The organism is Stutzerimonas stutzeri, assembly GCF_000935215.1.
Classification (GTDB): domain Bacteria; phylum Pseudomonadota; class Gammaproteobacteria; order Pseudomonadales; family Pseudomonadaceae; genus Stutzerimonas.
Window position 1 is genome coordinate 1 of record NZ_JXXD01000018.1, and the last position, 25,597, is coordinate 25,597.

General features: G+C 64.1%; 31 protein-coding genes. All 31 read left to right on the forward strand.

The features are described 5' to 3' along the window. Nucleotides 1-268, forward strand: a 268-nt coding sequence (locus LO50_RS25290; protein ID WP_236690561.1) for a hypothetical protein, incomplete at its 5' end; no start/stop codon positions are given. A gap of 311 nt (nucleotides 269-579) precedes the next feature. Next, nucleotides 580-1,335 (forward strand): hypothetical protein, encoded by a 756-nt coding sequence (locus tag LO50_RS02685; protein WP_008265643.1) that lies wholly within the window; start codon nucleotides 580-582, stop codon nucleotides 1,333-1,335. Between the two features lie 118 nt (nucleotides 1,336-1,453). Next, nucleotides 1,454-1,666, forward strand: coding sequence for an AlpA family transcriptional regulator (locus LO50_RS02690; protein ID WP_014603611.1), 213 nt, complete (start codon nucleotides 1,454-1,456; stop codon nucleotides 1,664-1,666). A gap of 42 nt (nucleotides 1,667-1,708) precedes the next feature. Beyond that, entirely contained in the window at nucleotides 1,709-2,584 is an 876-nt protein-coding gene (locus tag LO50_RS02695; RefSeq protein WP_044314037.1) for a ParA family protein, read from the forward strand. Beyond that, complete coding sequence (locus LO50_RS02700; protein ID WP_008268494.1) at nucleotides 2,568-2,816, forward strand: hypothetical protein; 249 nt, start codon at nucleotides 2,568-2,570, stop codon at nucleotides 2,814-2,816. Before LO50_RS02695 ends, LO50_RS02700 begins: the two co-directional genes overlap by 17 nt. Then, complete coding sequence (locus LO50_RS02705; RefSeq protein ID WP_044314038.1) at nucleotides 2,809-4,437, forward strand: ParB family protein; 1,629 nt, start codon at nucleotides 2,809-2,811, stop codon at nucleotides 4,435-4,437. Before LO50_RS02700 ends, LO50_RS02705 begins: the two co-directional genes overlap by 8 nt. Nucleotides 4,438-4,452: 15 nt before the next feature. Further along, nucleotides 4,453-5,013: a DUF2857 domain-containing protein gene (locus LO50_RS02710; RefSeq protein ID WP_008267477.1), complete on the forward strand. Its 561-nt coding sequence runs from the start codon at nucleotides 4,453-4,455 to the stop codon at nucleotides 5,011-5,013. Between the two features lie 3 nt (nucleotides 5,014-5,016). Further along, complete coding sequence (locus LO50_RS02715) at nucleotides 5,017-6,261, forward strand: STY4528 family pathogenicity island replication protein (protein ID WP_044314039.1); 1,245 nt, start codon at nucleotides 5,017-5,019, stop codon at nucleotides 6,259-6,261. A 316-nt stretch (nucleotides 6,262-6,577) separates the two neighbouring features. Further along, nucleotides 6,578-7,363, forward strand: a complete 786-nt coding sequence (locus LO50_RS02720) for a PFL_4669 family integrating conjugative element protein (protein ID WP_044314040.1) — start codon at nucleotides 6,578-6,580, stop codon at nucleotides 7,361-7,363. Next, the gene (locus LO50_RS02725; protein WP_044314041.1) at nucleotides 7,360-7,887 is read left to right on the forward strand and encodes a DUF3158 family protein; all 528 of its coding nucleotides are present in this window, start codon (nucleotides 7,360-7,362) and stop codon (nucleotides 7,885-7,887) included. Before LO50_RS02720 ends, LO50_RS02725 begins: the two co-directional genes overlap by 4 nt. Nucleotides 7,888-7,960: 73 nt before the next feature. Continuing rightward, nucleotides 7,961-8,401: a single-stranded DNA-binding protein gene (locus LO50_RS02730; RefSeq protein WP_008267200.1), complete on the forward strand. Its 441-nt coding sequence runs from the start codon at nucleotides 7,961-7,963 to the stop codon at nucleotides 8,399-8,401. 269 nt (nucleotides 8,402-8,670) lie between these two features. Then, on the forward strand, nucleotides 8,671-10,683 hold the full coding sequence (locus LO50_RS02735; RefSeq protein ID WP_044314042.1) for a DNA topoisomerase III: 2,013 nt from the start codon (nucleotides 8,671-8,673) through the stop codon (nucleotides 10,681-10,683). A gap of 523 nt (nucleotides 10,684-11,206) precedes the next feature. Continuing rightward, nucleotides 11,207-11,452 carry a hypothetical protein gene (locus LO50_RS02740; protein ID WP_008265051.1) on the forward strand — a complete coding sequence of 82 codons (246 nt, stop codon included), beginning with the start codon at nucleotides 11,207-11,209 and terminating at the stop codon, nucleotides 11,450-11,452. A gap of 330 nt (nucleotides 11,453-11,782) precedes the next feature. Continuing rightward, nucleotides 11,783-11,995 carry a hypothetical protein gene (locus LO50_RS02745; RefSeq protein ID WP_003158617.1) on the forward strand — a complete coding sequence of 71 codons (213 nt, stop codon included), beginning with the start codon at nucleotides 11,783-11,785 and terminating at the stop codon, nucleotides 11,993-11,995. Nucleotides 11,996-12,016: 21 nt separating this feature from the next. After that, the gene (locus LO50_RS02750) at nucleotides 12,017-12,409 is read left to right on the forward strand and encodes a hypothetical protein (protein ID WP_044314043.1); all 393 of its coding nucleotides are present in this window, start codon (nucleotides 12,017-12,019) and stop codon (nucleotides 12,407-12,409) included. Nucleotides 12,410-12,621: 212 nt separating this feature from the next. After that, on the forward strand, nucleotides 12,622-13,359 hold the full coding sequence (locus LO50_RS02755) for a DUF5983 family protein (RefSeq protein ID WP_044314044.1): 738 nt from the start codon (nucleotides 12,622-12,624) through the stop codon (nucleotides 13,357-13,359). Nucleotides 13,360-13,453: 94 nt separating this feature from the next. Then, nucleotides 13,454-13,732 carry a hypothetical protein gene (locus LO50_RS02760; RefSeq protein ID WP_044314045.1) on the forward strand — a complete coding sequence of 93 codons (279 nt, stop codon included), beginning with the start codon at nucleotides 13,454-13,456 and terminating at the stop codon, nucleotides 13,730-13,732. A gap of 280 nt (nucleotides 13,733-14,012) precedes the next feature. Beyond that, on the forward strand, nucleotides 14,013-14,825 hold the full coding sequence (locus LO50_RS02765) for a GTPase (protein WP_044314046.1): 813 nt from the start codon (nucleotides 14,013-14,015) through the stop codon (nucleotides 14,823-14,825). A gap of 379 nt (nucleotides 14,826-15,204) precedes the next feature. Next, nucleotides 15,205-16,119, forward strand: coding sequence for a DUF3577 domain-containing protein (locus LO50_RS02770; RefSeq protein WP_014596108.1), 915 nt, complete (start codon nucleotides 15,205-15,207; stop codon nucleotides 16,117-16,119). Nucleotides 16,120-16,173: 54 nt separating this feature from the next. Beyond that, on the forward strand, nucleotides 16,174-16,863 hold the full coding sequence (locus LO50_RS02775; RefSeq protein WP_044314047.1) for a DUF3275 family protein: 690 nt from the start codon (nucleotides 16,174-16,176) through the stop codon (nucleotides 16,861-16,863). 91 nt (nucleotides 16,864-16,954) lie between these two features. Then, nucleotides 16,955-17,362, forward strand: a complete 408-nt coding sequence (locus tag LO50_RS02780) for a hypothetical protein (protein ID WP_014596106.1) — start codon at nucleotides 16,955-16,957, stop codon at nucleotides 17,360-17,362. An 83-nt stretch (nucleotides 17,363-17,445) separates the two neighbouring features. Continuing rightward, nucleotides 17,446-18,096, forward strand: a complete 651-nt coding sequence (locus LO50_RS02785) for a hypothetical protein (protein ID WP_008268678.1) — start codon at nucleotides 17,446-17,448, stop codon at nucleotides 18,094-18,096. A gap of 36 nt (nucleotides 18,097-18,132) precedes the next feature. Further along, a complete protein-coding gene (locus LO50_RS02790; protein WP_376750354.1) occupies nucleotides 18,133-19,281 on the forward strand; it encodes a DUF6094 domain-containing protein in 1,149 nt (382 codons plus the stop codon). Between the two features lie 168 nt (nucleotides 19,282-19,449). Then, the gene (locus LO50_RS02795; RefSeq protein WP_425375623.1) at nucleotides 19,450-19,695 is read left to right on the forward strand and encodes a plasmid related protein; all 246 of its coding nucleotides are present in this window, start codon (nucleotides 19,450-19,452) and stop codon (nucleotides 19,693-19,695) included. 69 nt (nucleotides 19,696-19,764) lie between these two features. Next, nucleotides 19,765-20,070: a hypothetical protein gene (locus LO50_RS02800; RefSeq protein ID WP_044314050.1), complete on the forward strand. Its 306-nt coding sequence runs from the start codon at nucleotides 19,765-19,767 to the stop codon at nucleotides 20,068-20,070. Between the two features lie 135 nt (nucleotides 20,071-20,205). Continuing rightward, nucleotides 20,206-22,485 (forward strand): helicase-related protein, encoded by a 2,280-nt coding sequence (locus LO50_RS02805; RefSeq protein WP_044314051.1) that lies wholly within the window; start codon nucleotides 20,206-20,208, stop codon nucleotides 22,483-22,485. A gap of 232 nt (nucleotides 22,486-22,717) precedes the next feature. Beyond that, nucleotides 22,718-23,296, forward strand: coding sequence for a PFGI-1 class ICE element type IV pilus protein PilL2 (gene pilL2 / locus LO50_RS02810; protein ID WP_014596102.1), 579 nt, complete (start codon nucleotides 22,718-22,720; stop codon nucleotides 23,294-23,296). Next, entirely contained in the window at nucleotides 23,293-23,934 is a 642-nt protein-coding gene (locus LO50_RS02815; RefSeq protein WP_012205974.1) for a hypothetical protein, read from the forward strand. The genes pilL2 and LO50_RS02815 overlap by 4 nt, the downstream gene beginning before the upstream one ends. 14 nt (nucleotides 23,935-23,948) lie before the next feature. Next, complete coding sequence (locus LO50_RS02820) at nucleotides 23,949-24,686, forward strand: TIGR03759 family integrating conjugative element protein (RefSeq protein WP_012205975.1); 738 nt, start codon at nucleotides 23,949-23,951, stop codon at nucleotides 24,684-24,686. Further along, nucleotides 24,668-25,273 carry a transglycosylase SLT domain-containing protein gene (locus LO50_RS02825; RefSeq protein WP_012205976.1) on the forward strand — a complete coding sequence of 202 codons (606 nt, stop codon included), beginning with the start codon at nucleotides 24,668-24,670 and terminating at the stop codon, nucleotides 25,271-25,273. The genes LO50_RS02820 and LO50_RS02825 overlap by 19 nt, the downstream gene beginning before the upstream one ends. Beyond that, nucleotides 25,270-25,597: DUF2859 domain-containing protein (locus LO50_RS02830; protein ID WP_044314052.1), on the forward strand; the 328-nt coding region annotated here is incomplete at its 3' end. The genes LO50_RS02825 and LO50_RS02830, both read left to right, overlap by 4 nt.

Sequence of the window (25,597 nt, forward strand, 5' to 3'; positions counted from 1 at the left end):
TTCAGAGCTTACGTTGGTTTTTGGTTCCATTGCTCCCCAAACCCCAAGGTCAAAGGAGGGAACGTCGATCGCTTCGCATGGCCGCCCATCCGTCTTCTGCGCGGCCAACTCGCAATTTCCACGTTTTGGCAGGCAGCGTTTAGCGTCGGATCAGCGCTCGGCAGTCACCATGGGCGACTTCTCTGTGATGCTATCTCGCTATATCAGTATCCAGATCGGATATGACGCCAGCAGATTTCCGTTGCCAATCCCAAGCCCCGAGCAATAGATTCCGACCGCTCGCCGCTTTTTGAAACCGCTGGCGTATCAGACCATACCGATACGGTTTTGCGGGAGCCGCAACTTCTCACGATCCTGATAGCGCAAGCGTCACTGTCGAGCCGCGACGGACGCTCGATTTTCTTGTGCTCGATGGATTTTTGCACATCGAGCACACAACGCCTACTCGTTGCGCGAACTGATCAGAAGTAATCAAAAGCGGGCGTCATCACTCGCGTCTTGCGCGGACAACAGGCCGACCATGAGGACGGCTGCAAAAGCAGTCGGCCCTGTAGTTCTTCTCCTGGAAGGAGACGGAGCATGCACGAGAACAAAAATGATGCACCAACATCAAAGGTGTTCTACCGCCCGCTCGAAGCATCCATCCGCTGGGCCGGACTGCTGCGATACGAGCAGGTGATCCTGGCTTCGGTCTCGTCGCCTATGAATCTGCCGCAGTCGCTGGACTGCCCACGTTTGGGCGAACTGCGGCTGTACACCGACCGCATCTATGACGGCATCCTCAACGGGGAACTGCCCTTCGGGCAGCACGGCATCACGACGCGCGACACCGCGTTGATCGAATCGCCTGATCTGACGGTACGCCATGTCGATCTGAAGTGCTGGATGCGCCAGCACTACCCCGAGCAGCGGCCCGGCTTTCTCTTCTCCCGCGGCGAGCGCATCACCCATCCCTTCATCTCTCTGGAAACAGGGCAAGCCATGCTGGTCGAACGCCAGGCTTTGAAATCCGTCCTGGAACAGACCAAACGTCAGCTTCGCGAGTTGCAGGACAAGCATGACGCGCTGCTCAAGCAGCCCACGGTGATTCCGGCATGCGCGCAGTGTCCGATCAGTGATCGAGCCGAGGCCACCTACCTGAACATCGTTGGCGGCCTGTTGGAGCTGATGCTCGGCCAGTCGCCATCGGGCACGCCGTACTCCAGCTTCAAGACGCAGGAGGCCGTGGTCAGCGCGCTGGTCGCCCATCACAGCGGTGCCATGGGCATCGCGGAGCGGACATTGAACGGCAAGTTCGCCACCGCCAGGCGCCGGCTGCGTAGCACTTCCCTCTGAGATTTGCCAGCTTGTATGTGCAGTCGCGGAGATTGCATTTGCAATGTCTTTTCGCAGCCGTGTCTATTGAATAGAGGTCACGCCAACAAACGCCACTGAGCGTTAAGGAGTGACCGCCATGTCGCAAACACCTGTACTGCAGCCAAACGAGCGCCGCATCCTGCGCCTGGAAGAAGTCGAAGCGAAATCCGGTTTCAAGCGCGCCCACATCTACAACCTGATGAAGAAACGCCAGTTCCCGCAGGCGCTGCGTCTGGGCGTGCGCGCCGTGGGCTGGGATTCCATCGAAATCGATCAGTGGATCGACGAGCGCGTCAACAACCGGGCCTGACCCGTCCTCCCGCGGACTTTCCATCCTCATACGGAGAACGCCATGCAGGTCGTATCCATCATTTCAACCAAAGGTGGGGTCGGCAAGACCACCACGGCTGCAAACCTGGGTGGTCTCGCTGCGGACGCCGGGCTGCGCGTGCTGCTGCTCGATCTCGATGTGCAGCCCACCTTGTCCTCCTACTACGAGCTGGCTCACCGCGCGCCGGGCGGCATCTATGAATTGCTGGCCTTCAACGAGCGCGACCTCGACCAGCTTGTGTCCCGCACGATCATCACGGGCCTGGACTTGGTGCTCTCCAACGACCACCGAGGCGAACTGAACACCTTGCTGCTGCACGCGCCAGACGGGCGCCTGCGGCTGCGGCACCTGCTGCCGATACTGAACCCCCTCTACGACCTGGTGCTGATCGACACCCAGGGCGCGCGCTCGGTACTGCTGGAGATGGCGGTGCTGGCCTCCGACCTCGCGCTGTCGCCAGTGACCCCAGAAATCCTCGCCGCCCGCGAGCTGCGGCGCGGCACCATGCAGTTGCTCGCGGACATTGCGCCGTACCGGCAGCTGGGCATCGAGCCGCCGCCGCTGCACCTGCTCATCAACCGCGTCCATCCGGTGTCCGCCAACGCCCGGCTGATCCAGCAGGCGCTGCGCGATCTGTTTCAAGACCATACCGACATCGGCGTGTTGGCCACCGACGTGCCGGCCATTGAGGCTTATCCGCGTGCCGCGACGCGCGGCCTACCGGTGCATCGGGTCGAGTACCGCCAGCCAGTGGGCAGAGTCGCTCCCGCCGCGCTCGCCACCATGCGCGATCTTGCTGGCGAATTGCTCCCGCAGTGGCAGGATCGATTTGCCGCAGTGTCCGGCCGTCCGCCACAGCCTCTTGATACCAGGAGGCCCCATGGCCAACGCACATGAACTGGCCCGAGGCCACAGCCGGCTGCGCGCCCTGATCGAGTTCGCCGTCGGCGAAGGCTGGCACGTCAAGCGCACGGCGGGCGGTCACCTCAAGTTCACCAAGGCAGGCTGCGCCGCGATCTACACCAGCTCGACGGCCAGCGATCACCGGGCAGCCCTCAACGCCCGTGCGCAGATCCGTCGCGCCGAGCGCGAGACCCGATCCCTAGCGCAGGGGGGCGGCCATGACTGAGATCACCTCCCAGCAGATGGCCGGCAAACTGCTCGCGTCCGGGTTCGAGCGCAGCGGCCCGTCAGCAACGACCTTGAGCGACCCGATCGCCGACACGCCCATGATCGTGACGCTCGACCAGTTGCGCCCCTACGACCACGACCCGCGCAAGAAGCGCAATCCGGTGTACGAGGAAATCAAGGCATCCATCCGCGAGCGTGGTCTGGACGCGGCACCGACCATCACCCGGCGGCCCGGCGACGATCACTACATCATCCGCAATGGCGGCAACACGCGACTGGCAATCCTGCGCGAACTCTGGTCGGAGACCAGGGACGAACGATTTTTTCGGGTCTCATGCCTGTTCCGCCCGTGGCCCGAGCGTGGCGAGATCGTCGCGCTCACCGGGCATCTTGCGGAAAACGAACTGCGCGGTGGCCTCACCTTCATCGAGCGCGCTTTGGGCGTCGAGAAAGCGCGCGAGTTCTACGAACTGGAAAGCGGCTCCCCCCTGAGCCAATCCGAGCTGGCCCGCCGCCTGGCCGCCGATGGATACCCCGTGCAGCAGTCGCACATCAGCCGGATGGCCGACGCCGTACGCTACCTGCTGCCCGCAATCCCGACCGTGCTCTACGCCGGCCTGGGGCGTCACCAGGTCGAGCGGTTGTCGGTCATGCGCAAGGCCTGCGAGCGCACCTGGGAGCATTACGCCAAAGGCCGCTCACTGATTCAGGACTTCGACGAGTTCTTTCAGGAAGTGCTGTCGCAATTCGATGTCCAGGCCGACGAGTTCTCTGCGCAGCGCGTACAGGACGAACTGATCGGCCAGATGACCGAATTGCTGGGTGTTGATTACGACGTGCTCGCTCTGGACATGACCGAATCCGAGAACCGCCAGCGTGCCTTGGTCAGCGAGCCGGCGCCGCCCTCGACGCCGCCTGCCTTGCCAGAGCCAGAAGCCATCGCGCGCCCACCTGCCGATACTGCGCCACCTGCTGCGAGGCCGACGGCAACCCCCTCGACGGGCGAGAGCGATGCGGATGCCAGTCATTCGGGCGCGGTCAGTCCGGCGGCAGATGGCGACCTGCTTCAGAAGCACATTGTCTCCCCGGCGCCGACAACGGAGCGACTTGAGTCCATCCAGCGCATGGTCGCCGACCAGTTGGGCGATGCACTGCCGCACGACTTCTCGGCGAATGTCTTGCAGTCCATCCCTGTGCAGGCTGGCGGGCTCTATCCGATCTCGGATGTCTGGTACATCGCCCCCGGCCTGGACACACCCGAGCACCTGCGCATCCACGTCGCGCAGTTTGCCCGCGAGATTGCGGTCGAGGCAGACCTGGGCGAGTGCATCAATGACCGCCCAGACGGCATCGGCTTCGCCTGCCGTGCTCGCACCACAAACCCAGCGCCGCTGGGCCGTGCCGTCCATGCGCTGTTGACTTGCCTGGCCGGTCAGCAGCCCGCCGACGTCGGTCTGGACAACGGGCAACTCGTCATCGACCTGCCGGCCCTACTACACGGCCAGGGCGACGTAACCCGACGATTGAGCGACACCGCGTTGGTCAAGCTGTTCCGCCTGCTGCGACTGGCCCGCCGCCTGCTCGATCTCGAAGCCGGCACTGCGGACTCTGGAACCTAAGCGAGGAAGGCCAGCATGTCCACAGCACACCCACTCAACCAGGCTGTCATCGCCCAGGCCCTCTATGACCTGCGCAATGGGCAACTGCGCCGCTGCAAACTGATGGGGTTTGGCGAGGCAGAGCTGGACGCCCTCAAGCATCCCGCGCTGATCAGCGTGCTGGCCAACGCCAACGTCTCCTGGTGCTCAGTGACGGTCAACCGCGAAGTGCTGCGGCGGCTGCTCCAGCAGGCGCAGGACGTGGAGAAGGAAATCGCCACGGTCGATCGCATGCTCAGGCTGGGCGCGAGCACGGAGATGGTCAGCAAGTTCTATGGCTTGACGCATCAGGAAGTAGCGCTTCGCCGTGAAATCCTCGGTCTACCCAAGCGCAAGGGTCGGCACCCCGTGCTGGACGAGGAGCAGGACACGGAGCTGTGGCGGCAATGGAAGGCCGTGACCAACAGCAGAACGGTCGATCTCGAAGACGAAACCTCCATCCTCGATGCCGCCATGGACTTGGCCGAAGGCATGTCGCTGCCTCTGTCGGTGGTCTGGGCCTCGATCAAGAGCTGGGTCGATCAGGGATTGGCTTGAGTCATGGCCGTGGACGACACCGCACCACGAGTCCGACGCCAAGGCCCCATCGCACTCGCAGAGCTGTTCGATGCTGCGCTGAAAGACCTTGCGCCCAAGCCCGCCCCCAGCGCACCTGCGTCTACACCGGCACAGTCGCCCACGCCTACCTCCGGCGATGCTTTCCTGTTCAGTGGCAACCGGCACGAGACGGTGCCACGCAAGTTGTTCCTCGACCGCCGCTTGACACCGCTGGAACGAAACGCCTGGCAAGTGTTCCGGCTGATGCTCAACGACGATGGTGTGACCGCATTTCCCACCTACGAGCAGTTGCGGCCCTGGCTTGCGTCCATGCCCTGCGCAGGCCAGGCCTCGCATGAAACCGTGGCACGGGCGCTGACACTGATGCGCCTGACCCGCTGGCTGAGCCTGGTGAGGCGACGGCGTGACCCCAAGACTGGCCGCATCCTCGGCAATCTGTACGTGCTGCACGACGAACCTCTGACACCGTTCGAGGCCATGCAGCTCGACCCGGACTACCTGCAACTCGTCAGCCAGGCGCTCGGCCATTCTGCCAAGGCCGTACAGATCGTGGGCCTGCACACGCTCAAGGAAATCGGCGAAGACCCATTACTGGCCGGACGCACCCTCCCGTCACGGTTGCAGGTGATGGCCGAACGTCTCGCCAAGCAGGACCTCACGGCCAGCGATAGTTATCCACAGGAGGACGCCATTCACGATTCCGAAGAAGGGGCTCCGGGCCTTCTTCGGAATCGTGAACGACCTACTACGGATTCCGAAGCAGGGCCGAAACCCGCGCCAGACGTCTCTCTTCTGAATCCGAAGCAGGCCCGTACAGTACGTAGTAGTTGTATTAATGAAATACGTACTACTGCGCAGGCGCGCGCGCTGGGCGATCTGCAATGGCCCAAGCGCTTTGCGCAACTGAAGGCGGAACAGCAGGCGGGTGCCAAGGTGGCATTGCAGCAGGTTGATCCCTCGCTGAGGCAGGACGTGCTGGACGAATGGGCAGCGCGTTGTAGCAACCACGGCATCCGCAATCCCGCAGGGTATCTGTTCGGCATCATCCAGCGGGCCATCCACGGTGAGTTTAATGCCTGGGCCAAGAAAGACCCGCCACCGGCACCCACTCAGCCAAACGAACGGCCACCACCCGCACCACCACCCCAAACGCAGGGTAAGCCGGTGCCACCAGAAGTCGCCAGGCAGCACATCGAGCGACTGCGAGATCTGCTCGCCAGCAAGTGAGCCGACCGACAAGGCGGTGAAGTGGATGCCCATGGATGCCAGTAGAGCTATCCCCTGGGATAGTTCCACCGTTGGGGCGGATACCGTGCAGTCGCAAGCTTGGCCTCGAACATCTGCCGCAGTATCGGCGTTGTCCCCCCCGATCCCGACCTGCAGCGTTCGTTGGCGCTCCATGGAGCTATCCCCAGGGGATAGCTCGCGCCGCAGGCGGCCACCACGCGCTGAACCGGGGTCTGGCAGGTTTCGGTTTGTTGACTGACGGCCTTCCGCTTCCTGCCGAAGCTGACCGCTCCTTTCCACACAACGAGCGGACACCATGGCAACCAATGAACCTCTGCAACTGAATCTCGGCTCCCTGCGCAGCGCGATGTCGCTGACGCTTCACACCCACCACGCCTCGCGCATCTGGCATGGCCGTGCCGCTGCCGAGGGGCGACCGGGCATCGTCGGCCTGAACGGCTACATCGCCCAAATGAACAAGATGCGGCGTGGTTCGGAGCAGGACGACCCGTACTCGGATTGGTGGATGCTGCGCATCGAGGTCAAGCTCGACCAGACCAAGACCACGCTGCAATCGCTGCGCGAGCAGGTGGATCAGGCGCTGGCGAGCGTGCCGCCGGCACTCAGCCTGGGCGAAAACCTCAACGTTCAGCCCGTCAAGTTGCCGCTGTTCGTCAATGCGCAGCTCGGCTTTGCCGCCGTCTATCTGCTGGCCGACTACGACGACATCGCCCGCAAACTGATTCTCGCCCACCACACGGCGCTCATCGACCGCAGCACCTTGGAGCGCTGGCTCAACGAGGGTGCCCATGCACTGCGCAGCCTGTTCTCGCTGGCCCAGCAATACCGCTATTCGGGCTGTACACGCGACGACTTCGTATCAAAGAACGCCGCAGCACGGGCGGCGTTGGAGAAATTCGGCGAACTGCCGGAGGACGTGCTGGAAGGCACGCGCCGCTCGAAGTTCGCACCGCCCATCGTGCGCCGTGGCCTGCAACAGCGTGTCGAGAGTCCTGCTGCAGCGCCTGACCCCAACGACGAGCCCGCCACTGGCGCAGCACCCGAAATCAGCGCCGACGAGGACGAGGACGAGCAGGCATGAGCGATCCGAACCGCGAACCTCGCTACTTCCAGGGCTTGCAACAGGCTGCCTTCATGAAGCTGGAACACGCGGCCTCTCTAAAAGGCCTTTTAAAGACTTTTAAGGGTAAGGGGGATCTTGAGGCCTGGGCCAGCCAGTGCTTCGCCATGCGCGACGAGTTGATTGGCTTGACGCAGCGGCAGGTGCTGCAACAGGCAGTCGGGCATCCCTTCCACCTGCTGCCCGTGGAGTTGGCCCAGCAGAGCACTGGCGCAGGCACGGCGTTTTTGCGCTGGCGCAAAAACGACCGCTCAGCCATGGGCGTGGCGCTGTGGCAGGAATTGATGGTGAGCACCGGCACGCCGGTCAACCTGCTGGCCGATCTGCACGCGATCGAGCTTCAGCGCATCACGTTGAACATGCAGATCAGTCTGCTGCACACCCTGGGCAGGCAGGCACAGGAATGCGCCAGCAAGGCGGCCGAGGCGGAAGACGCCTACCTGCGCAGGCTCAAGTCCATCCCACCTGGAATGCGTGATCGGTGATGACACCGGACACCCCAGCACGCGCCCGAAGCCGACGCGGCACGGGTATTTCAACCACCATGGAGATTGCAACATGAGCACGCACTTTTGGGGCGAAGGCAACATTGGCTCCCCGCCCGAATACCGGGAGTTCCCCAACGGCAACGACGAGCCGCGGCGCTTGCTGCGGCTGAACGTGTATTTCGACAACCCCGTTCCCACCAAAGGCGGCGACTTCGAGGATCGCGGTGGCTTCTGGGCGCCCGTGGAAATCTGGCACCGCGACACCGCGCACTGGAAAAACCTCTACCAGAAAGGCATGCGCGTCCTGGTCGTCGGCCGCATGGAGCGCGAGCCCTGGACGGACAACGAAGATCAGCCGCGCGAGACCTGGCAGATCAACGCGCGTAGCGTCGGCATCCTGCCGTTTCGCATCGAGTCCGTGACCCTCAGCCCGAAGCCGCAGGATGCGGAGGCAAAGCCCCAGGCCGCCCAGGAACCGGCTGTGCCAAAAGAGCCGCGGCGTAGGAAGTGACCCGGCATGGGCCGGCCACTGTTCGCAGCTCCATGCACCCGTGAGCTATCCCCAGGGGATAGCTCCATCTACGTCCACCGGCTTCCACGCGCTCCCGAAAATCGCGGCTCCCGGCTCGCACACCCCGGCTGCACGCTATCTCCGCCCCAGCCATTCCATCCTGTGAAAGTGGTCGCCACCGCTTGCGACTTGTTTGCTGCCGCCCCTGGCTGTGCCCGGCATCCTCGATTCCAGCAACTCAATGAACCACGGAAATCGGATGGACGGACATGCGCCTGTTCTTGTGCGAGAAGCCCTCCCAGGGCAAGGATATTGGCCGGATTCTCGGCGCGACGCAGCGCGGTCAAGGCTGCCTCAACGGCTCCGGCGTCACGATTACCTGGTGCATCGGCCATCTCGTAGAAGCGGCAGCACCCGAGGTCTATGACGCGGCGCTCAAGCGCTGGTCGCTGGAGCAGTTGCCCATCATTCCCCAGCAGTGGCGGGTCGAGGTCAAACCCAAGACCGCCACGCAATTCAAGGTCGTCAAGGCGCTTCTGGCGAAGGCGACCCATCTCGTCATCGCCACCGATGCCGACCGCGAGGGCGAGCTGATCGCCCGCGAGATCATCGACCTGTGCGGCTACCGTGGCCCCATCGAGCGCTTGTGGCTATCGGCGCTCAACGATGCGTCGATCCGCACCGCGCTCGGCAAGCTGCGACCGTCGTCCGATACGCTGCCGATGTATTACTCGGCGCTGGCGCGTTCGCGGGCAGACTGGCTCGTCGGCATGAACCTCAGCCGTCTGTTCACGCTGCTCGGGCGGCAGGCGGGCTACGACGGCGTGCTGTCGGTCGGACGTGTCCAGACCCCGACCCTCAAGCTGGTCGTGGATCGCGACCGCGAAATCGCGGCTTTCAAGTCGGTGCCGTTCTGGGCCATCGACGTGTCTCTGTCCGCAGAGGGTCAGGCTTTCGCCGCGCAGTGGGTTGCGCCCGATGATTGCACCGACGACGCCGGTCGCTGTCTGCAACAGCCGGTCGCCCAGCAGGCGGCGCAGCAGATTCGCGCTGCGGGCAGCGCCCAGGTGGTGTCGGTCGGGACCGAGCGCGTGCGTGAAGGCCCGCCCCTACTGTTCGATCTGAGCACCTTGCAGGAGGTCTGTTCCAGGCAGGTCGGGCTGGACGTGCAGGAGACATTGCAGATCGCCCAGGCCCTGTACGAGACGCACAAGGCCACAACCTACCCGCGCTCGGACTCCGGCTACCTGCCCGAAAGCATGTTCGCCGAGGTGCCCATCGTCCTGGACAGCCTGCTCAATACCGACCCGTCGCTGCGCCCGATCATGGGGCAGCTCGACCGCTCCCAGCGCTCACGTGCATGGAACGACGGCAAGGTCACGGCGCACCACGGCATCATTCCGACGCTCGAACCCGCGAACCTCTCTGCTCTGAGCGAGAAGGAACTGGCGGTGTACCGGCTGATCCGGGCGCATTACCTGGCGCAGTTCCTCCCGCACCACGAGTTCGACCGTACCGTGGCTGAGTTTTCCTGCGGCCAACAGACGCTGGTTGCCACTGGTAAACAGGTGGTCGTCAAGGGTTGGCGTCTGGTGCTGGCCGAACCGCAAGCGGATGAGGACGGCGACGACACGGCGCGCAGCCAGGTGCTGCCCCCACTGCGTGAGGGCTTGGCGTGCCAGGTGGCCGAGGTCGAGATCAAGGCGCTCAAGACGATGCCGGCCAAGCCCTACACCCAGGGTGAATTGGTCAAATCAATGAAGGGCATTGCGCGCTTCGTGACCGACCCGCGCCTGAAGCAGAAGCTCAAAGACACGACGGGTATCGGCACCGAGGCGACGCGAGCCAACATCATCAGCGTGCTGATCGCCCGTGGCTACATCGTGAAGAAGGGACGCTCCATTCGCGCATCGGATGCGGCGTTCACGCTGATCGACGCCGTGCCTGCGGCGATTGCAGACCCTGGCACGACGGCAGTGTGGGAGCAGGCGCTCGACATGATCGAGGCCGGACAGCTCACCCTGGACGTATTCCTCAGCAAGCAGGCCGCCTGGATTTCTCAGTTGATCGCGCAGTACGGCTGCGTGTCCCTGTCCATCAAGCTTCCCCATGGGCCAGCATGCCCGCAGTGCGGCGCAGCGACGCGCCAGCGCACCGGCAAGAGCGGCCCATTCTGGTCGTGCAGTCGCTACCCAGACTGCAAAGGCACGCTGCCGGTCGAATCCGGTACGCCCAAGCGTGGCGCTTCGCGCTCGCGTAGCAGCGGTCGCAAAGGCGCCTGACCGACTCCGTTTCCCGTGGGCCGCACCCTGTTTCAAAGGCGTGGCCCGTGTCCCGCACGCCCCTGCGGGTCGCCCAGCGCGCAACGCCTTCTTGTCCGTGTGCGCGTCCCGTCCAGCCGTCCCCGGCTGCGGGACCTGAAGGTATCTTTTCCGCGAACCGTCTCCCGCGTGTTCTGCTGGTCTGTGTTTCTCCCGCCCACTGCGAAGGGTCCCCCGATGGCTTGCCAGGCAGCGCGAGCCACCCGGAGACCCTTTGTGGTCAGCGGTATTCGGTGCCGGCGCCCACCGGCGCAAAAACGGGCTCCCTTTGTGCGCGGATGTGCGCCAGACGATGCCGGCCCCAGCCACGACATGGGCCGGGTGTGATTGCTGATGAGCAGACGGTTCTAGCGACGACCGGGCCTGCAACAGCCCACGGGTGGTTATTTCCTCCCGAGCCGAAGGTCAGCGAGCCTTCGGCTCCTTTATCTCGTCGATCAACGTTCCGAGCCAATGGCCGGCCACAGCAACAGGAAACCGACGCATGCAACAACCGGAGAAAGTACGAGCCGCATTCGAGCGCGACCTTGGCAACAAGGTGCTGTTCATCAAGGGCGGCAAGCTGCTGTTTATCGATGGCATCAACCTCAAGGCCATCGCCGACCGTAAGGCGTATTTCGCTTCGCTGCGTGCGCGGCAGGAGCAGCCCATTGTGGTCCTGGCCGAACTGGGACAGGACGAGGCATTCGCCCTGTGGAAGCAGCATGTCCTGGGCGACGCGCCCGAGTGAGCCAACGCACCCGCGCACCACCCTGACAACCCGCACTCGATGCGGGTTTTCTGTCTCTGCGCCGATCAATCCGGGCTGGGCCGAATGCCGTTTTGCAACTGACGCAGCGCGGCCCCCGCATGAAGCTGCCCGCATGTTCGCTGATTCGTCAGCACATGCCAGCAGCCATGGGTTCCAGGCTGCCGCGGGTTCTTCCCGCGTAACCCGCCAGTCCGTATCGCATCAAGTCTGCGGACGCGCGTCCCCGTGACGCCGATGCTTTTTATCCACCGCGTGCGGGAGCTGCCATCCCGTGAGGGACAAGGCCTCGCTTTTCCAAGGAACCTACCCATGTCCCACAAAGCCTCTTTCGGCCAGTTGGCCTTGACCTATTGCGGCAAGTTCCTGCCGCTCGAAGTCCTGCAAAGCGCCGCCGGCCACTACATCGGCACGCGCGATACCGAAGGTCCCGTTTCGCGGGAATCGCACGAGTACTTCCGCAGCCATGCGGCGGCTCAACGTGCCCTCGAAAGAGGCGGCTGGTCCCAGCTCGCCATTCCCTGATCCAACTGGAGGAATCACGCCATGAATCAACTGCTGCCGCAGGAAGTCGTCGATCAGATCATGCGGGAAGAGCAGCATTTCGCTGCCGAGCCCCAAGCCTTCTTCGAGGCCTGGAAGCGTGGTGCCGAGATCGCTGGCCCCGAATGGTTCGGCGACGGCACCCGTGACGGCCTGAACCAGGCCAAAAGCAAGTGGGATCTGCGTCCCAACATGCTGCGGCTCAACGATGCCCTCGGTGTCCTGAGCAGCGGGCAACGCATGTTTCTGTCCGCCATGGTCAGCTTCTACAACGCGCACGAGGGCGGTGCCATGCTCAAACGCTGCCATTTCCACGGGCTGTCGGATTTCGACGGTCTCGACCTGGAACGCCGCCAGGTCATTGCCGACTTGATGCTGAACTACAGCGGCTGGTGAGCCCGTTTCTGGCACACCCCCGTCTTTTCGTTCCCCACGAGGGACATGCACCTACACGGTCATGTCCCTCGATTTCCTTTCCGTTGCCCAGCGTAAGGCGGCTGAATCAAAGCCAACGATCACCTCTGCCTGACGCATTTTCCCCTTTCAACCCACCGGGTCCAATTCCCGGTGGCGGGAATTGGCTCCATTATTCAATCTGGAGCGTCCCCATGTCTCAGAATCCCAATCCCTTTGTTCGCGGCTACTGGAATTTGAAAATCGTCCGCACGCTGTCCATCAGCTACGAGGACGGAAGCCCGCCTGTCTGGCGAAATATCCACCCGAGCCAGCAACACCTGTCCGACCAGGAACTGATTTCATCGTCCTGCATCGTCATCAGCGATTTCGCGGTGGTCACGAACGGCTCTGAACCTGTGAGTGCCGAGGTACTGGCCGAATGCGATGCCGATGAAGGTGTTAACGGCGAAGGCGTGATCGGTGCCGTGGTCTATGCCATTCATGGCGAGGACTTCGACGGTCGCCTGATCCACGTTGGTGACAGCTATTCGGTCGAGGCCGCGCGGGAAGTTGTGCGGCGCCTGAGTTTCGAGACCGGCTACTACAGCCGATGCTGGGAGATCAGCAGCGCACACATCAGCCCGGAAACCGGCCAGTACCTCGCCAATCTGGCGGACCTTGCCACGCCGGAGGCCTTTTTGTTCATCGCCTTTCGGGTTCCGTACAGCCCGGCGATCGGCGTCAAGCTGATCTCCACGCCCTGGACGGACAAGAACCTGGAGTACGCCGATGGCATCACCGCCGAGCAGCTTCGGCAGGAGCACCGCAGCAAGGGCATGCCCGACGACCTGGCGAACATCCTGGAACTGGCTGGCCAGGCCGATGTGCGCATCCTCATCCTCGACGCTGACGCGCCCGTGTTGCTGGGCCTGCCGCTGGCCGAGTCCTAGCAAACACACCACGCGCCCACCTTCCTCTTTGCCCTCCATGCCAGCCTGTCTCCTTTCTGGGAGCCAGGCTGGTCCTATTTCATAGGAGCACTTTATGTTCCCCGACCTCATCTCGCCCGCACGCGACTTCGAGCATCAGCTTGGAGCCTGCGTCAACGCCATGAGCCAGGACGACGCCATCGGCCAGATCCTGGTATTCGAGCGCTTGAGCGGCATGCTGCACATGCGCCATATCGCCAGCGCCGATCTGGCAGACACCGACATTGATGCCTACGAAATGGTCGTCTTCGACGGTGGCAACACCGGCGGCGACACATGGAAGCATGTGTTCTTTCCACGTCAGCGCGAACACTACTTCGTGTACCAAGCCTGACCACCCAGCCCCTTTCGAGGGGCCTTTTCTTGGCGCGGCGCAGGAAAGCGGGTGCGGCGCGGTGCGGTTTCCTGAGCGCAGGCCGCTCACTCCAGGGCCATCCTTACCCCATGTTCGTCGGCGTTGCCGACACATGCCCAGGCAGCCAAGACCTTCAAGGCTGCAAGCGCGGGAAACCGTGCTGGTTGTTTCTTCCTACGGACGCATCGCGCCCATCCACCCACAAGGGATCTCTCCCTTGCGGGCGGGGAATCCCTTGTTCTTCCTCAAGGAGATTCACATGGATCGCTCTCTTATCAAGACCCTGATGCCTTCGCTGGTCGCAGGCCATGTGCCCCGCAACGTGCGGTCGTTCAAGTACCGCGTGTTCGATGATCAGCCACAGTCCTCGACACTGGGCTTTGTCATCGATCCCCAGCCCTTCGACGGCAAGGTGGTCGCAGCCAGCGAGGACGCCATCGTCGTCAAGCTCAAGCCCAGCGAGTTCGCGGTACTCGATCCCAACCTGGTGACCAGCATTCCCAGCGAGGGCACCAAGGTGCATGTCCAACCCTATGCCCGTCGTCGTTTCGACGGTCTGCGTGCGGACACGCCAGAAGAGCGCACCGAGATGATGTCCGACGGCACTCCCTACACCGTCAAGACACACATCCTCGGCTCCGCGCCGGCCAAGCTGCCCATTCCCGAGCCGCAGTGTATGGAACTGGGTCAGCTCATCGAGCAGTTGGAGGAAATGTCGGCGCCCGACGGGTTCCGGCGCATCACCCACATGCTGGTCGATGCGGGCGCCCACGACTTCACCTGGGTCGATCCGAAGCCGGCCAAGATCATCGAAACGCCTCCGGCGATCAGTTTCACGGTTTCGACCGCGAAGTTCGACGGTCGGGTGACGATCCTCTACCAGCGCGGCAGCGATACCTATGCGGTGGAGCTGTGCCGCGACGGCGAGTTGGTCGATCGGCACGACGAGGTGTATTTCGACATGCTCGGCGAAGTGCTGGAGCGGCTCATCGACGACGGGCGCTGGCGTCTGATCGATGTGAGCGTGATCGGCGTGGAGACGTCCCGACGGCGCCGCGCTGTACCGGCGTAACACCACGAAAAGAACCAGGCGACATGCCCCCCACAGGCTCTCCCTCCATTCGGAAGGAGGGCCTTTTTTCTGCCGTGTGAGATTTCATCAAAGGGAATCGCCCGAATGCCGATTGATGGCTGTCTCGCGCGCGAGGCCCGGCCATGCTGAGCCCATGCCTGCTGACGTTGTCAGCGACATGCCAGGCAACCATCGGTCTTCGAGGTTGCGGCGCAGTTCCCACTGCGTGACCGAGCCAGCTCGCACCGCATCCATCCGCGAGCGGCCACCAGTCTCTGGTGGTGGATGCTTTCGCCTTATCAACCCATCGCGGGGTTACGCACCTTTCCCCGCAGCGTGGGGCCGGTGTGTCTCCGCTTCATCCCTATGGAGATTCACCATGAGCACCACGTCCAACGAGAAATCGTATTTCGACCTCCACACCTCGGGCATCGGTTACATCCAGCGTGTCCGTGAAGTGCCTGTTCGGGGCGGCCGCCGTGCGCAGCCTTTCCTGGCATGCACCATCGCCGCGTTGGTCGGTTCCGCAAAGGACCCCAGCTATCGCTATTTCGACGTCAAGGTCTCGGGTGCCGAGGCCAAGAAGCTGGTCGAGCGCTACATCGGCGTTGACGATCCCAAGCAGCGCCCACTGGTGCGCTTTCGCCTCGGCGACCTGTGGGGCGATGCGTACATCCGCGACAAGGGTGAGCAGAAAGGCCAAGCCGCCGCGTCCCTCAAGGCGCGACTGCTCAAGGCCGAGCCGCTTGACCGGGCCGAACTGGCTTCGATTAGGCAGCACGAGCTGGTCACCCGCGGCATCGGCTACCTCAGCCGTCCGAAGGACGTCACGCCCAAAGATGGCGACCCGTTCCTCTCTTGCACCGTCGCCGCTCTGGCCGGGCCTGTCGATGAACCGGAGTATCGGTACTTCGACACCATCGTCACCACCCCTGAAGCCGAGCATCTGGTTCGCCGGTGCGTGCAGGCCATCGAAGGGGACTGCAAGGTGCTGATCGCCTTCCGTCTCAACGACATGAAGATCGATCCGTACATCCGCACCAAGGGTGAGCGTGCCGGAGAACCGGCCGCAAGCCTGGAATCGACACTGATCCACATTAGCCTGATCAAGATCGACGGCACCAAGGTCTATCCGACGAGCCCCGCGCAAGCCGATACGCCGCCGGCCCAGGACGCTCCCGCGCCCGAAGCCGAGGACGCCGACACCGCTGCCGATCAGCCTGCCGAGCCCGCCGAGCGCGAGCCCGAAGGTGAAGTCGAGGAGCAGGAGCCGGCATTGGCTGCTTCGTTCTGATCGGCAAGGCCCTCGCGGGCCTTGTCGTTTTCCCAATCGCTAAGGAGAACCATCATGGCAGCCACATCGGCATCCGAGAGATCGGTTTCGCCCATCGTCGTCCCCGGCCAGCTCACGCTGCGTACCATCCGCGGCAAGAACGGCCCCTTCACGGTCGGACGCCTCGCCACGCACCTCGGTACGTTCGAGGTCAAGGACCCGGAGCTGGAGCAATACCCCGAAGGCAAGTACGACGGGGAGTTCATCATCAGGTACATCTTCCCGAAGTCCTACCCGGTCGGTGGCGGCATGCGCTTCGAGATCCGTGCCAGCCTGGACGGAATGACGCTCTACGACATCGACAAACTGAGCCGTGACGAGGCACGCAGCTTCGCCACCCAGGACCTCGATCCACTTGATGAAGAGTTGGGCGCACAGCCTGCAGTAACGCCGGCAACACCGGCCAAGCCCACCAAAACCTCCAAGCCCGCACCCGTGCAGGCATCCACGGACCCGCTGGTCGATACCACGCCCTTCGGCGTGGATGCGCCGACGCCCGCTGCGGCAACTGCTCCCGGCAGTACCGAAGATGGCGACGTCGCGCTGTTCAGCTTGCTTTGGCCGCTGGGCGAGTCCGTGAAACTGGATTCGACCATCGACCGCCGCACCCTGCGCACGCAGATCGCCCGCCTTGGCGAACTGGGCTACACGCTGGACTTCAAGACGCAGGAGTGGAGCCGCCAGGCCGAACTGCAACCTGCGTAGTACTGGGCACCGCATCTGCCGTGTTCATCCACCCGCCGGGGGTCTTCCCCACCGGGGAGGCTTCTGGCTCAATTTTTCCAGGAGGCCTCTCATGGGCTGGTATTTCTCACCCCAATCGCGGTCTGAACTGATCGCGGAGCTGATCGCACCGCAAGAGACCGAGCACGCCAGCGTCAAGGTCATCGCCCACGCGCTGCGTGGCAACGTCCTCTGGTCCGTTGCGCAAGTCACAGCCAAGGCCGAAGGCGTACACCGTGATCTCACACCGGGCCAATCCCTGTGCACCATCCGCTGCGATCTTCTGGAACGCAGCGGCGGCCAGTGGGGCTACAAGCCGCTGGACGAATCCATGCACCCGTACTACTACTCGTGCCCGCTGTCCTATCTGGACCTCGCACCGGAGCAGTCCGCCGAATGGCGTGCAGGCGTTCGCGCCTACCACGCACGGCGGCGCACATCCAAGGCGACCACCGCTCCAGATGCGACGCTGACGGTCTGAACCAGGGCGTTTTTCCTTCCACCCCAAGGGCAGCACTTGCCCCCTGCGGGCGGTGCTGTTCCCGTTCATCCGAGGACACCACCATGCCCGCAAACACTTCTTCCACCACGCTGTACCGCATCGACGAATGCCCGGACGTGATGGCCGACGCTTGCGTCGGCGATGACCAGGGCAACCTGATCTTTCTGTCGATCTGGGCGCGAGACACCGCCGCCCAGCAGTTCCTGGCTCGCCTGACCCTCGGGCGCGACGAACAGGGGCTGGAGCAGTTCCACGTCATCACCGACCAGGGCGGCAGCGTCCCGGTGTTCGTCGGCAACGTCGATCGCCTGGAAAAGCGCATGACCCGCGCCTACCGGCGAACGCTGTTCGGTTCGCTGTCCAACGTGTGGCTGTTCGATCGGCGCTGCGTCAAGCCCGACAAAGCCAACGCCAGCGCACTGGCATTGCTGCCCCGCGATAGCGACCACCGGCTTGACCGCCTGTGGACATTGGTGCAGGACACCTGCCCACTGCCATTGCTCGACCACTGGCGCGAAACCGTGCTGGAACTGCTGCAAAGCCACGAGATGCTGACCCGCCTGCCATTCGCCCTCGGGCCTTTGGTGGGCCATCAGCTCGCCATCGACGTGCCGGCGCTGACCCAGGCGCTCGGCTCGCTGATCCGCAGTGACGTGCTCACCGCCTACCCATACCCGGCCAAGATTTGGACGCCGGAAACGGCAGCGGCTTGAACCACCTGCGCAGGCACGCCAAGGCCCGCCTGCGCCATTCATCCCGCCAACCAGGAGACTTCCATGGCGCTCATGTTCCCGCGGCTCGCCCGCAACTTTGTGAAGAACGGGTACTTCCCGACCGACGAACCGACGCTCGAAAGAGCCCTCAATGCACTGATGCCCAGTGCGCCTGAATCCAATGGGCCGATGTGCATCCTCGACCCCTGTGCCGGCGAAGGCGTGGCAATCGCCGAAGCGGCTCATGCCCTCGGGCGCGAGCAGGCCAGGGCGTTCGCCGTCGAGTTCGACGCAGAGCGGGCGCGCCATGCCCGCAGCCTGGTCGATCACTGCCTGCACGCGGACCTGATGGATACGATGATCTCCAAACAGTCCTTTGGGCTGCTCTGGCTCAATCCGCCGTATGGCGACCTGTCCAAGGACGTCAACGGCAACATTGGCTATCAGGGTCAGGGCCGTGCCCGCCTCGAAAAGCTGTTCTACCAGCGCACGCTGCCCCTGCTGCAGTACGGCGGCGTGCTGGTCTTCATTGTCCCCGGCTACGTGCTCGACGCGGAGCTGGTCGGCTGGCTGACGCGCCACTACACAGACCTGCGGATCTACCGAGCGGTGGAAACGCAGTTCAAGCAGGTGGTGATCTTCGGACGCCGGGTGCGCCAGCGCGAGCAGACGCCCGATGGCATCAAGGCCGTGCGCAATCTGCTGCTGCAGGTTGGGCTTGGCGAAGTCGAAGCCGAGGAGCTGCCGAGCGAATGGCCGTTCCTGCCGTACATCGTCCCCGCCAGCCCGGCGGAGCCGGGGCATTTCTTCCGCGTGACGATGGAGCCGGAGCAGTTCGCCGATGAGGTTGGCAGGCTGCAAGGCCTCTGGCCGTCGCGGGATACGCAGTTGGGGTCTGCGCAGCAGACGCTGCGTCCACCGGCGCGGGCCTTGTCCCACTGGCATCTCGCCCTGGCTCTGGCCGCAGGCGCGATCTCGGGAGTCGTGCAATCCAAGACGGGGCGCGTGCTCGTCGTCAAAGGTGACACCCACAAGGACAAGACGCTCCAGCGGGAATTCACCGAACGCGAAGACGGCTCGATTGCCGAGACGCGCATCCTCACCGACAAGTTCGTTCCCGTCATCCGCGCGTGGGACATGACGCCTGGCTCTCCGACACGGGGCGAGGTGTTGACCATCCGCTGATCGTTTTTCCACCGCCGACGGTTCGCCGTCGATTCTTTCCACCCACCGGGGTCCAGTCGCCCCGATGGGGTGCCGTGGCCCCTCCATCTCAAGGAGCCTTCCATGGCAGCCCAAGCACTTTCCATCAGCCAGACACCGAGCCGGCGCTTCGCGCCCGGCCAGGTGGTCATGACCTGCGGCGTTGACGCACTGGTCCAACAGGGTCAATTCAACCCGATTCCGTATCTGCGCCGCCACCTCGGCGGCGACTGGGGCGACCTCGACGACAGCGACAAGCGGCAGAACGATGCCGCGCTGAAGTCCGGTGAGGATCGTCTGTTTTCTTCCTACCAGGTCGCACCCGGTCTGAAGCTCTGGATCATCACCGAATGGGATCGCAGCGTCACCACGCTGCTGTTGCCCAGCGAGTACTGATCTTCTCCAACGCGGGGCCACCGACACCCCGCAAGGGTGCCGTGGCCCCTTCACTCAGAAGGAAGCCACATGACCTCCAACCAACATGACAAGCACCGGCGCAAACGGCTGTTCGAGATCGGTGCACTGGAGTTCAGCGAAGGCGTCGAACGCCTGATGAACGAAGGCCGGCTCGATCCCATGCCGCTTTTCGAACGCCACATGCGTGGCGACTGGGGCGACGTCGCAGACTACCAATGGCAGCAGAACAACGCTGCGTTGGAGTCCGGCGAACGCCTCGATTCGTTTTACGTCGTCACCCGTGACCTGAGCATCCGCATCTTCACCGAAGCAGATCGCAGCGCGACCCGCATCGTGCTGCCGTCCGAGTACTGACCGCGAGTTGTCACCGCAGGCCACGAGCGCCTGCACTGTCCAACCACCGACGGTTCGCCGTCTCGCTTCCCACCACGGGGCATGTCATCGCCCCGCTGGGGTGGTGCATGTCCCATTTTTCTTTGGAGCACCACCATGTCCGTTGATCTCGACACCACCGCTAACGATGCAGAGCCCGTACAGGGCGAACTGCTTGAAGCGGAATCCAACCCTCTCACACTGAGCCTTCAGGATTTTGTCGGCGAGTTCGGCGACGAACTGCTCGACTCTCTCAACCGCGCCAACCCGCCGGTCTATGCCGGTCAAGCACAGGCGCAGCGACAACTCGTTGTTGCCAGCCTCAAGCGCAAGTTGTTCCAGGCCCAGGCCGACGTTGTCCATGCCGCCGCCGAGCTGTTGGTCGATCAAGGCGAACGCGCTGCGATCGTCAATGGCGAAATGGGTTGCGGCAAGACGACTGTCGGCATCGCCACGGCCGCCGTGCTCAACGCCGAAGGCTACCGCCGTACCCTGGTGCTTTCGCCTCCCCACTTGGTCTACAAGTGGCGGCGCGAGATCCAGGAGACGGTGGCCGGCGCCAAGGTCTGGGTGCTCAATGGCCCGGATACGCTGGTCAAGCTCATCAAGCTGCGCGAGCAGTTGGGTGTGCCGCCCACAGGCCAGGAATTTTTCATCCTGGGGCGCGTCAGGATGCGGATGGGGTTCCATTGGAAGCCGGTCTTCACCCAGCGACGCACCCGCCACGGCGACGTGGCGGCCTGCCCGGACTGCGGCACGCTCATCACCGACCTCGACGGCGAGCCGGCCAACCCGGTCGCGCTCCAAGCCGAAGAGTCCCGCAGGAAGTGCAGCCACTGCGCTGCGCCCCTGTGGACGCTGATCCGCCCGCGTAGTCTGTCCGGCAGTGACCAGTCTTCGGTCGTCCTCAAAGCCTTGAAGCGCATCCCCACCATCGGGGAAGTTACCGCGCAGAAGCTGTTGCAGAAGTTTGGTGACGGCTTTCTGGCCTCGATGCTGGGCGACAACATCCATGAGTTCATCAACCTCATGGATGGCAACGGCGAGCTGGTGTTTTCCGACCGTCAGGCCACGCGCATGGAACGTGCGATGGCCAACATGGAGTTTGGCTTTGGCGAAGGCGGCTACCAACCGTCCGAGTTCATCAAACGCTACCTACCGCAAGGCACGTTCGACCTGCTCATCGCCGACGAGGCGCACGAGTACAAGAACGGCGGCAGTGCCCAAGGCCAGGCCATGGGCGTGCTGGCGGCGAAGGCTCGCAAGACCTTGCTGCTGACCGGTACGCTGATGGGCGGCTATGGCGATGATCTGTTCTACCTGCTGTTCCGGGCGCTGCCAGGACGGATGATCGAAGACGGCTACCGCCCGACCACGAGCGGCAGCATGACCTCGGCTGCGATGGCGTTCATGCGCGATCACGGTGTCCTCAAGGACATCTACTCCGAGAGCGCCGGCACGGCGCACAAGACGGCCAAGGGCACCAAGGTATCGGTGCGCACGGTCAAGGCTCCCGGCTTCGGGCCGAAAGGCGTCTTGCGCTGCATCCTGCCGTTCACCATCTTCCTCAAACTCAAGGACATTGGCGGCAACGTTCTGCCGCCGTATGACGAGGAGTTTCGTGAAGTCCAGATGGACGTGGCACAAGCCGCGGCCTATCGCGATCTGGCGGGTCGGCTGACCGCGGAGCTGAAACAGGCTCTGGCGCGACGCGACACGACCTTGCTGGGTGTGGTGCTCAACGTGCTGCTGGCCTGGCCGGATTGCTGCTTCCGGTCGGAGACCGTAGTGCATCCGCGCACGCGCAACACCTTGGCGTTCGTCCCGGCTCAGTTCAATGAGTTCGAGATCAGCCCCAAGGAGCGTGAACTGATCGACATCTGCAAGGCAGAGAAGGCACAGGGGCGCAAGGTTCTGGCCTACACGGTCTATACCGGCACGCGCGACACCACGTCGCGCCTGAAGGGGCTGCTGGAGCAAGAAGGTTTCAAGGTAGCGGTACTGCGCGCAAGCGTGGATGCCAGCCGCCGCGAGGACTGGATCGCCGAGCAACTGGATCGTGGCATTGATGTGCTTGTCACGAACCCGGAGTTGGTCAAAACGGGCCTTGATCTGTTGGATTTTCCAACGATTGTGTTCATGCAAAGTGGCTACAACGTGTACTCGCTCCAACAGGCAGCACGCCGCTCCTGGCGCATCGGGCAGAAACAGCCCGTGCGCGTGATCTACCTCGGCTACGCCGGCTCCTCGCAGATGACCTGCCTGGAACTGATGGCCAAGAAGATCATGGTCTCGCAGTCCACCTCGGGCGATGTGCCCGAATCGGGGCTGGATGTTCTGAACCAGGACGGTGATTCCGTCGAGGTCGCACTGGCCCGGCAGTTGGTCACCGCCTGAACCCCACGCCATCGCCGGCCTAGCGCCGCCGACTTTCTGTTCGTCCCACCTTGCAGCCCCGTCCGCGTTCTTCGTGGGCGGGGCTGCGTTTTTCTCTCATTCCAAAGGGTTCCCGTGAAGGCCCAGCACTTGCCCAAGGCAGAAAACCGGGCACCACCCAGTTCGCATTCCTGGCTGACCGTGCGGCACCGTGCCGCCAAGGTATCGGCATCGCAACAGAAGAGCCGATGCCATGCCCGCAACCCATGTATCCCGGCGTCTGGTCGGCGCTGGTCTCCTGGCCGCAGCGCTGGCCAGCGGCTGCGCGACCACCACCGCGCCGCTGGTGCCAGACGCCATAGAAGACGTCTCCTCCGCTCCCGAACCCGAGGCACCCGAGTTCATTCCCGTCGTGCGCTATGGCCGCTACACGCTGGTCGAGCTGGCACCCACGGCGGCGCAGCGTGACTTGCTGTTGCAGACCATCGACGTGTCCATGCCCGAGGATGCCCGCGCCACGGTGGGCGATGGGCTGCGGCATGTGCTCAAACGCAGTGGCTACCAGCTTTGCGAGACGCCCAGCGCCGTGACCGAGTTGTATGCGCTGCCGCTGCCGGCGGCGCACCGGCATCTTGGCCCCATGACCTTGCGCGATGCGCTGCTCACCCTGGCCGGCCCGGCCTGGGAACTGCATGCGGATGAACGGGCACGGCAGATTTGCTTTGAGCAGCCTGGAGGCAGTGCGACCGCCGAGCACGCACACGAGCCGCCTGTTGCCGAGGCGGTGCAAACGTTTCCGCTGATGCCTTCGGTTTCGGGAGGCCAGCCATGAATACCGCGCAGGCTCCCCGGCGCCCGATCTCCGCCGTGGTGTTGCAGAGCCTAATGTGGCTCTGGCTGATCAGCCTCAGCGTTTTCGCTGCCCTGAGCTACCAGACCATGAACGACCAGGCCGACCAGACGCTGCTTGATTCCCGCCTGCAACGTCTCGAAGCGCAGGCGGTGGGCCTGGCCGAGACCATTGAGGCCATCCAGCAGCGTCCAGTCGTCGCAACAGCGGCAGACCTCAAAGATACCCGCGAACGCCTGGAAGCACGCGCCGCCCAGGTCGAGACAACGCTGAGCGGCTATGCCGCTGCCGAAGACCTTCAGGCGCTTCGTGCGGAAGTCGAGCAGATCAAGGCACGCCCAAGCGCCCTGCGTGCCGCAGCGCCCGCCCAGCCGCGCTCACCGAGCAGGCCCACCGCCAAACCAGAACCGCCGCCACTGCCGTTCCGCATCGTCGGCGCCGAACTTCGCGCCGGCCAGCGCAGCCTGTCCGTCACACCGAATAACGGGAACTTCACGCCCGACCAGCTTCAAGTGCTGCTTCCCGGCGATGCCGTCGGCCCGTGGCGCCTGCAGGCAGTCGAGGGCAACACTGCGGTGTTCCAGGCCGGCGACCAGACCCGTCGCATGGCGATTCCTTGAGCGGAGCGCACGACATGAAACCGTCGATCATCCTTTCCGCGCTCCTGCTCGCGTCTGCCCAGTTGCCCGCCTGGGCGCAGCAGCCGGCCACGGCTCCCGCCGGCAGTGCGCACAGCCAGGAGCGCCCGCTGGTTACTCGCTCCCTGGACGACCGAGTGGCAGGCGACTGGGGCCTGCAACCGCAGGAGTGGGCTCGCTATCGCGAGCTGATGGACGGGCCGTTGGGCATCTACTCGCCCAACCTGGACCCACTGTCCGCCCTGGGCATCGAGGCGCGCACCGACGAGGAACGGCGCCGCTACGCAGAGCTGCAGGTGCAGGTCGAGGCGCGCCGTATCGAGAAGCTGCTCGCCTACCAGCGTGCCTACGACCAGGCCTGGCAGCGCCTGAGTCCCGGCATGCAGCGGGTGAACCTGCCTGACGAAAAACCCGGCGCCGGCACAAGCGCCAATCCCTTGCGCGGTTCAGGCCGCACGGCCGTGTTCGTCAAGGACGGCTGCGCGGCCTGCGGGCAACTCGTGCAGCGCCTGCAATCCTCCGGCACCGAGTTCGACCTGTACATGGTCGGCAGCCGCCAAGACGACACGCGCATCCGCGACTGGGCCAAGCGTGCGAACGTCGATCCGGCGCGCGTGCGCAGCGGTGGCATCACGCTCAACCATGATGGCGGGCGGTGGCTGTCGCTGAGCTTGCCCGGAGACCTTCCTGCGGTCGTGCGCGAGGTGAACGGTCAATGGCAGCGCCAGCCATAGCGGCCACCTCCGTTTCGCAGTGCTTGCGCGCACTGGTGATCGCGGCGGGCCTGTGCGCCTGCGCCGCCCATGCCCAGGAGCTTCCGCCACCGGCTTACCAGCTTGCCGCACAGCGCGCGGGCATCCCCTCGACGGTGCTCTACGCCGTGGCTTTGCAGGAAAGCGGCATCCGCCGCAACGGGCGCATCGTCCCGTGGCCGTGGTCCCTCAACGTCGCCGGTCAGTCGCGCCGCTTCACCACCCGTGCCGACGCCTGCGCTGGTTTGCAGCAGGCAATGCGCGCCACGCCGCACACACGCATCGACGCGGGCCTGGGCCAGATCAACCTCGGCTACCACCAGCAGCGCTACGCCAGCCCGTGCGACCTGCTCGACCCATACAGCAACCTCGCCATCGCCGCTGAAATCCTGAAAGAGCAGCACACCTCGGGCGAGGACTGGTTGCCGGCGATCGGTCGCTACCACCGTCCTGCGGGCGGAGAACCTGCGGCTCGTTACCGGCGCAGCGTGTCGCGCCACCTTGCCCGTGTGCAGGGCACACACCCAACCGCCGCGGCCATCGCCGTGCACCAGGAGAGCACCCCATGAAAACATCCCATTTGACCCATCTCACACTGAAGGGCCTGCTCGTGCTGCTGGCGGCTCTGCCACTGGCCTCGCGCGCCGGAGAGCCCCTGATCGTCGTCGAAGACCGTGGCGGCACGTCGGCGCTGCCGTACTACGAGGCTCTGAACCTTCAGCCGCGCGCCAATGCTCCGGCCGGGCCGCCCATCCCGATGCTCCCGGTGCCCGCCACGCCCATGGATGAGGCCGCGATGTTGCCGGTGCGCAGTGCCAAGCTCACGCCTGGCACCGTCGCGCGGCGCGTGATCGAGGCACCGGGCCTGCGGCCTTTCGTAGTCGTCGGCGACG

What these genes read in the sequence shown, in the direction of transcription:
- LO50_RS02685 (WP_008265643.1), top strand. Translation starts at nt 580, where the DNA reads ATGCACGAGAACAAAAATGATGCACCAACATCAAAGGTGTTCTACCGC.
- LO50_RS02690 (WP_014603611.1), top strand. Translation starts at nt 1,454, where the DNA reads ATGTCGCAAACACCTGTACTGCAGCCAAACGAGCGCCGCATCCTGCGC.
- LO50_RS02695 (WP_044314037.1), top strand. Translation starts at nt 1,709, where the DNA reads ATGCAGGTCGTATCCATCATTTCAACCAAAGGTGGGGTCGGCAAGACC.
- LO50_RS02700 (WP_008268494.1), top strand. Translation starts at nt 2,568, where the DNA reads ATGGCCAACGCACATGAACTGGCCCGAGGCCACAGCCGGCTGCGCGCC.
- LO50_RS02705 (WP_044314038.1), top strand. Translation starts at nt 2,809, where the DNA reads ATGACTGAGATCACCTCCCAGCAGATGGCCGGCAAACTGCTCGCGTCC.
- LO50_RS02710 (WP_008267477.1), top strand. Translation starts at nt 4,453, where the DNA reads ATGTCCACAGCACACCCACTCAACCAGGCTGTCATCGCCCAGGCCCTC.
- LO50_RS02715 (WP_044314039.1), top strand. Translation starts at nt 5,017, where the DNA reads ATGGCCGTGGACGACACCGCACCACGAGTCCGACGCCAAGGCCCCATC.
- LO50_RS02720 (WP_044314040.1), top strand. Translation starts at nt 6,578, where the DNA reads ATGGCAACCAATGAACCTCTGCAACTGAATCTCGGCTCCCTGCGCAGC.
- LO50_RS02725 (WP_044314041.1), top strand. Translation starts at nt 7,360, where the DNA reads ATGAGCGATCCGAACCGCGAACCTCGCTACTTCCAGGGCTTGCAACAG.
- LO50_RS02730 (WP_008267200.1), top strand. Translation starts at nt 7,961, where the DNA reads ATGAGCACGCACTTTTGGGGCGAAGGCAACATTGGCTCCCCGCCCGAA.
- LO50_RS02735 (WP_044314042.1), top strand. Translation starts at nt 8,671, where the DNA reads ATGCGCCTGTTCTTGTGCGAGAAGCCCTCCCAGGGCAAGGATATTGGC.
- LO50_RS02740 (WP_008265051.1), top strand. Translation starts at nt 11,207, where the DNA reads ATGCAACAACCGGAGAAAGTACGAGCCGCATTCGAGCGCGACCTTGGC.
- LO50_RS02745 (WP_003158617.1), top strand. Translation starts at nt 11,783, where the DNA reads ATGTCCCACAAAGCCTCTTTCGGCCAGTTGGCCTTGACCTATTGCGGC.
- LO50_RS02750 (WP_044314043.1), top strand. Translation starts at nt 12,017, where the DNA reads ATGAATCAACTGCTGCCGCAGGAAGTCGTCGATCAGATCATGCGGGAA.
- LO50_RS02755 (WP_044314044.1), top strand. Translation starts at nt 12,622, where the DNA reads ATGTCTCAGAATCCCAATCCCTTTGTTCGCGGCTACTGGAATTTGAAA.
- LO50_RS02760 (WP_044314045.1), top strand. Translation starts at nt 13,454, where the DNA reads ATGTTCCCCGACCTCATCTCGCCCGCACGCGACTTCGAGCATCAGCTT.
- LO50_RS02765 (WP_044314046.1), top strand. Translation starts at nt 14,013, where the DNA reads ATGGATCGCTCTCTTATCAAGACCCTGATGCCTTCGCTGGTCGCAGGC.
- LO50_RS02770 (WP_014596108.1), top strand. Translation starts at nt 15,205, where the DNA reads ATGAGCACCACGTCCAACGAGAAATCGTATTTCGACCTCCACACCTCG.
- LO50_RS02775 (WP_044314047.1), top strand. Translation starts at nt 16,174, where the DNA reads ATGGCAGCCACATCGGCATCCGAGAGATCGGTTTCGCCCATCGTCGTC.
- LO50_RS02780 (WP_014596106.1), top strand. Translation starts at nt 16,955, where the DNA reads ATGGGCTGGTATTTCTCACCCCAATCGCGGTCTGAACTGATCGCGGAG.
- LO50_RS02785 (WP_008268678.1), top strand. Translation starts at nt 17,446, where the DNA reads ATGCCCGCAAACACTTCTTCCACCACGCTGTACCGCATCGACGAATGC.
- LO50_RS02795 (WP_425375623.1), top strand. Translation starts at nt 19,450, where the DNA reads ATGACCTGCGGCGTTGACGCACTGGTCCAACAGGGTCAATTCAACCCG.
- LO50_RS02800 (WP_044314050.1), top strand. Translation starts at nt 19,765, where the DNA reads ATGACCTCCAACCAACATGACAAGCACCGGCGCAAACGGCTGTTCGAG.
- LO50_RS02805 (WP_044314051.1), top strand. Translation starts at nt 20,206, where the DNA reads ATGTCCGTTGATCTCGACACCACCGCTAACGATGCAGAGCCCGTACAG.
- pilL2 (WP_014596102.1), top strand. Translation starts at nt 22,718, where the DNA reads ATGCCCGCAACCCATGTATCCCGGCGTCTGGTCGGCGCTGGTCTCCTG.
- LO50_RS02815 (WP_012205974.1), top strand. Translation starts at nt 23,293, where the DNA reads ATGAATACCGCGCAGGCTCCCCGGCGCCCGATCTCCGCCGTGGTGTTG.
- LO50_RS02820 (WP_012205975.1), top strand. Translation starts at nt 23,949, where the DNA reads ATGAAACCGTCGATCATCCTTTCCGCGCTCCTGCTCGCGTCTGCCCAG.
- LO50_RS02825 (WP_012205976.1), top strand. Translation starts at nt 24,668, where the DNA reads ATGGCAGCGCCAGCCATAGCGGCCACCTCCGTTTCGCAGTGCTTGCGC.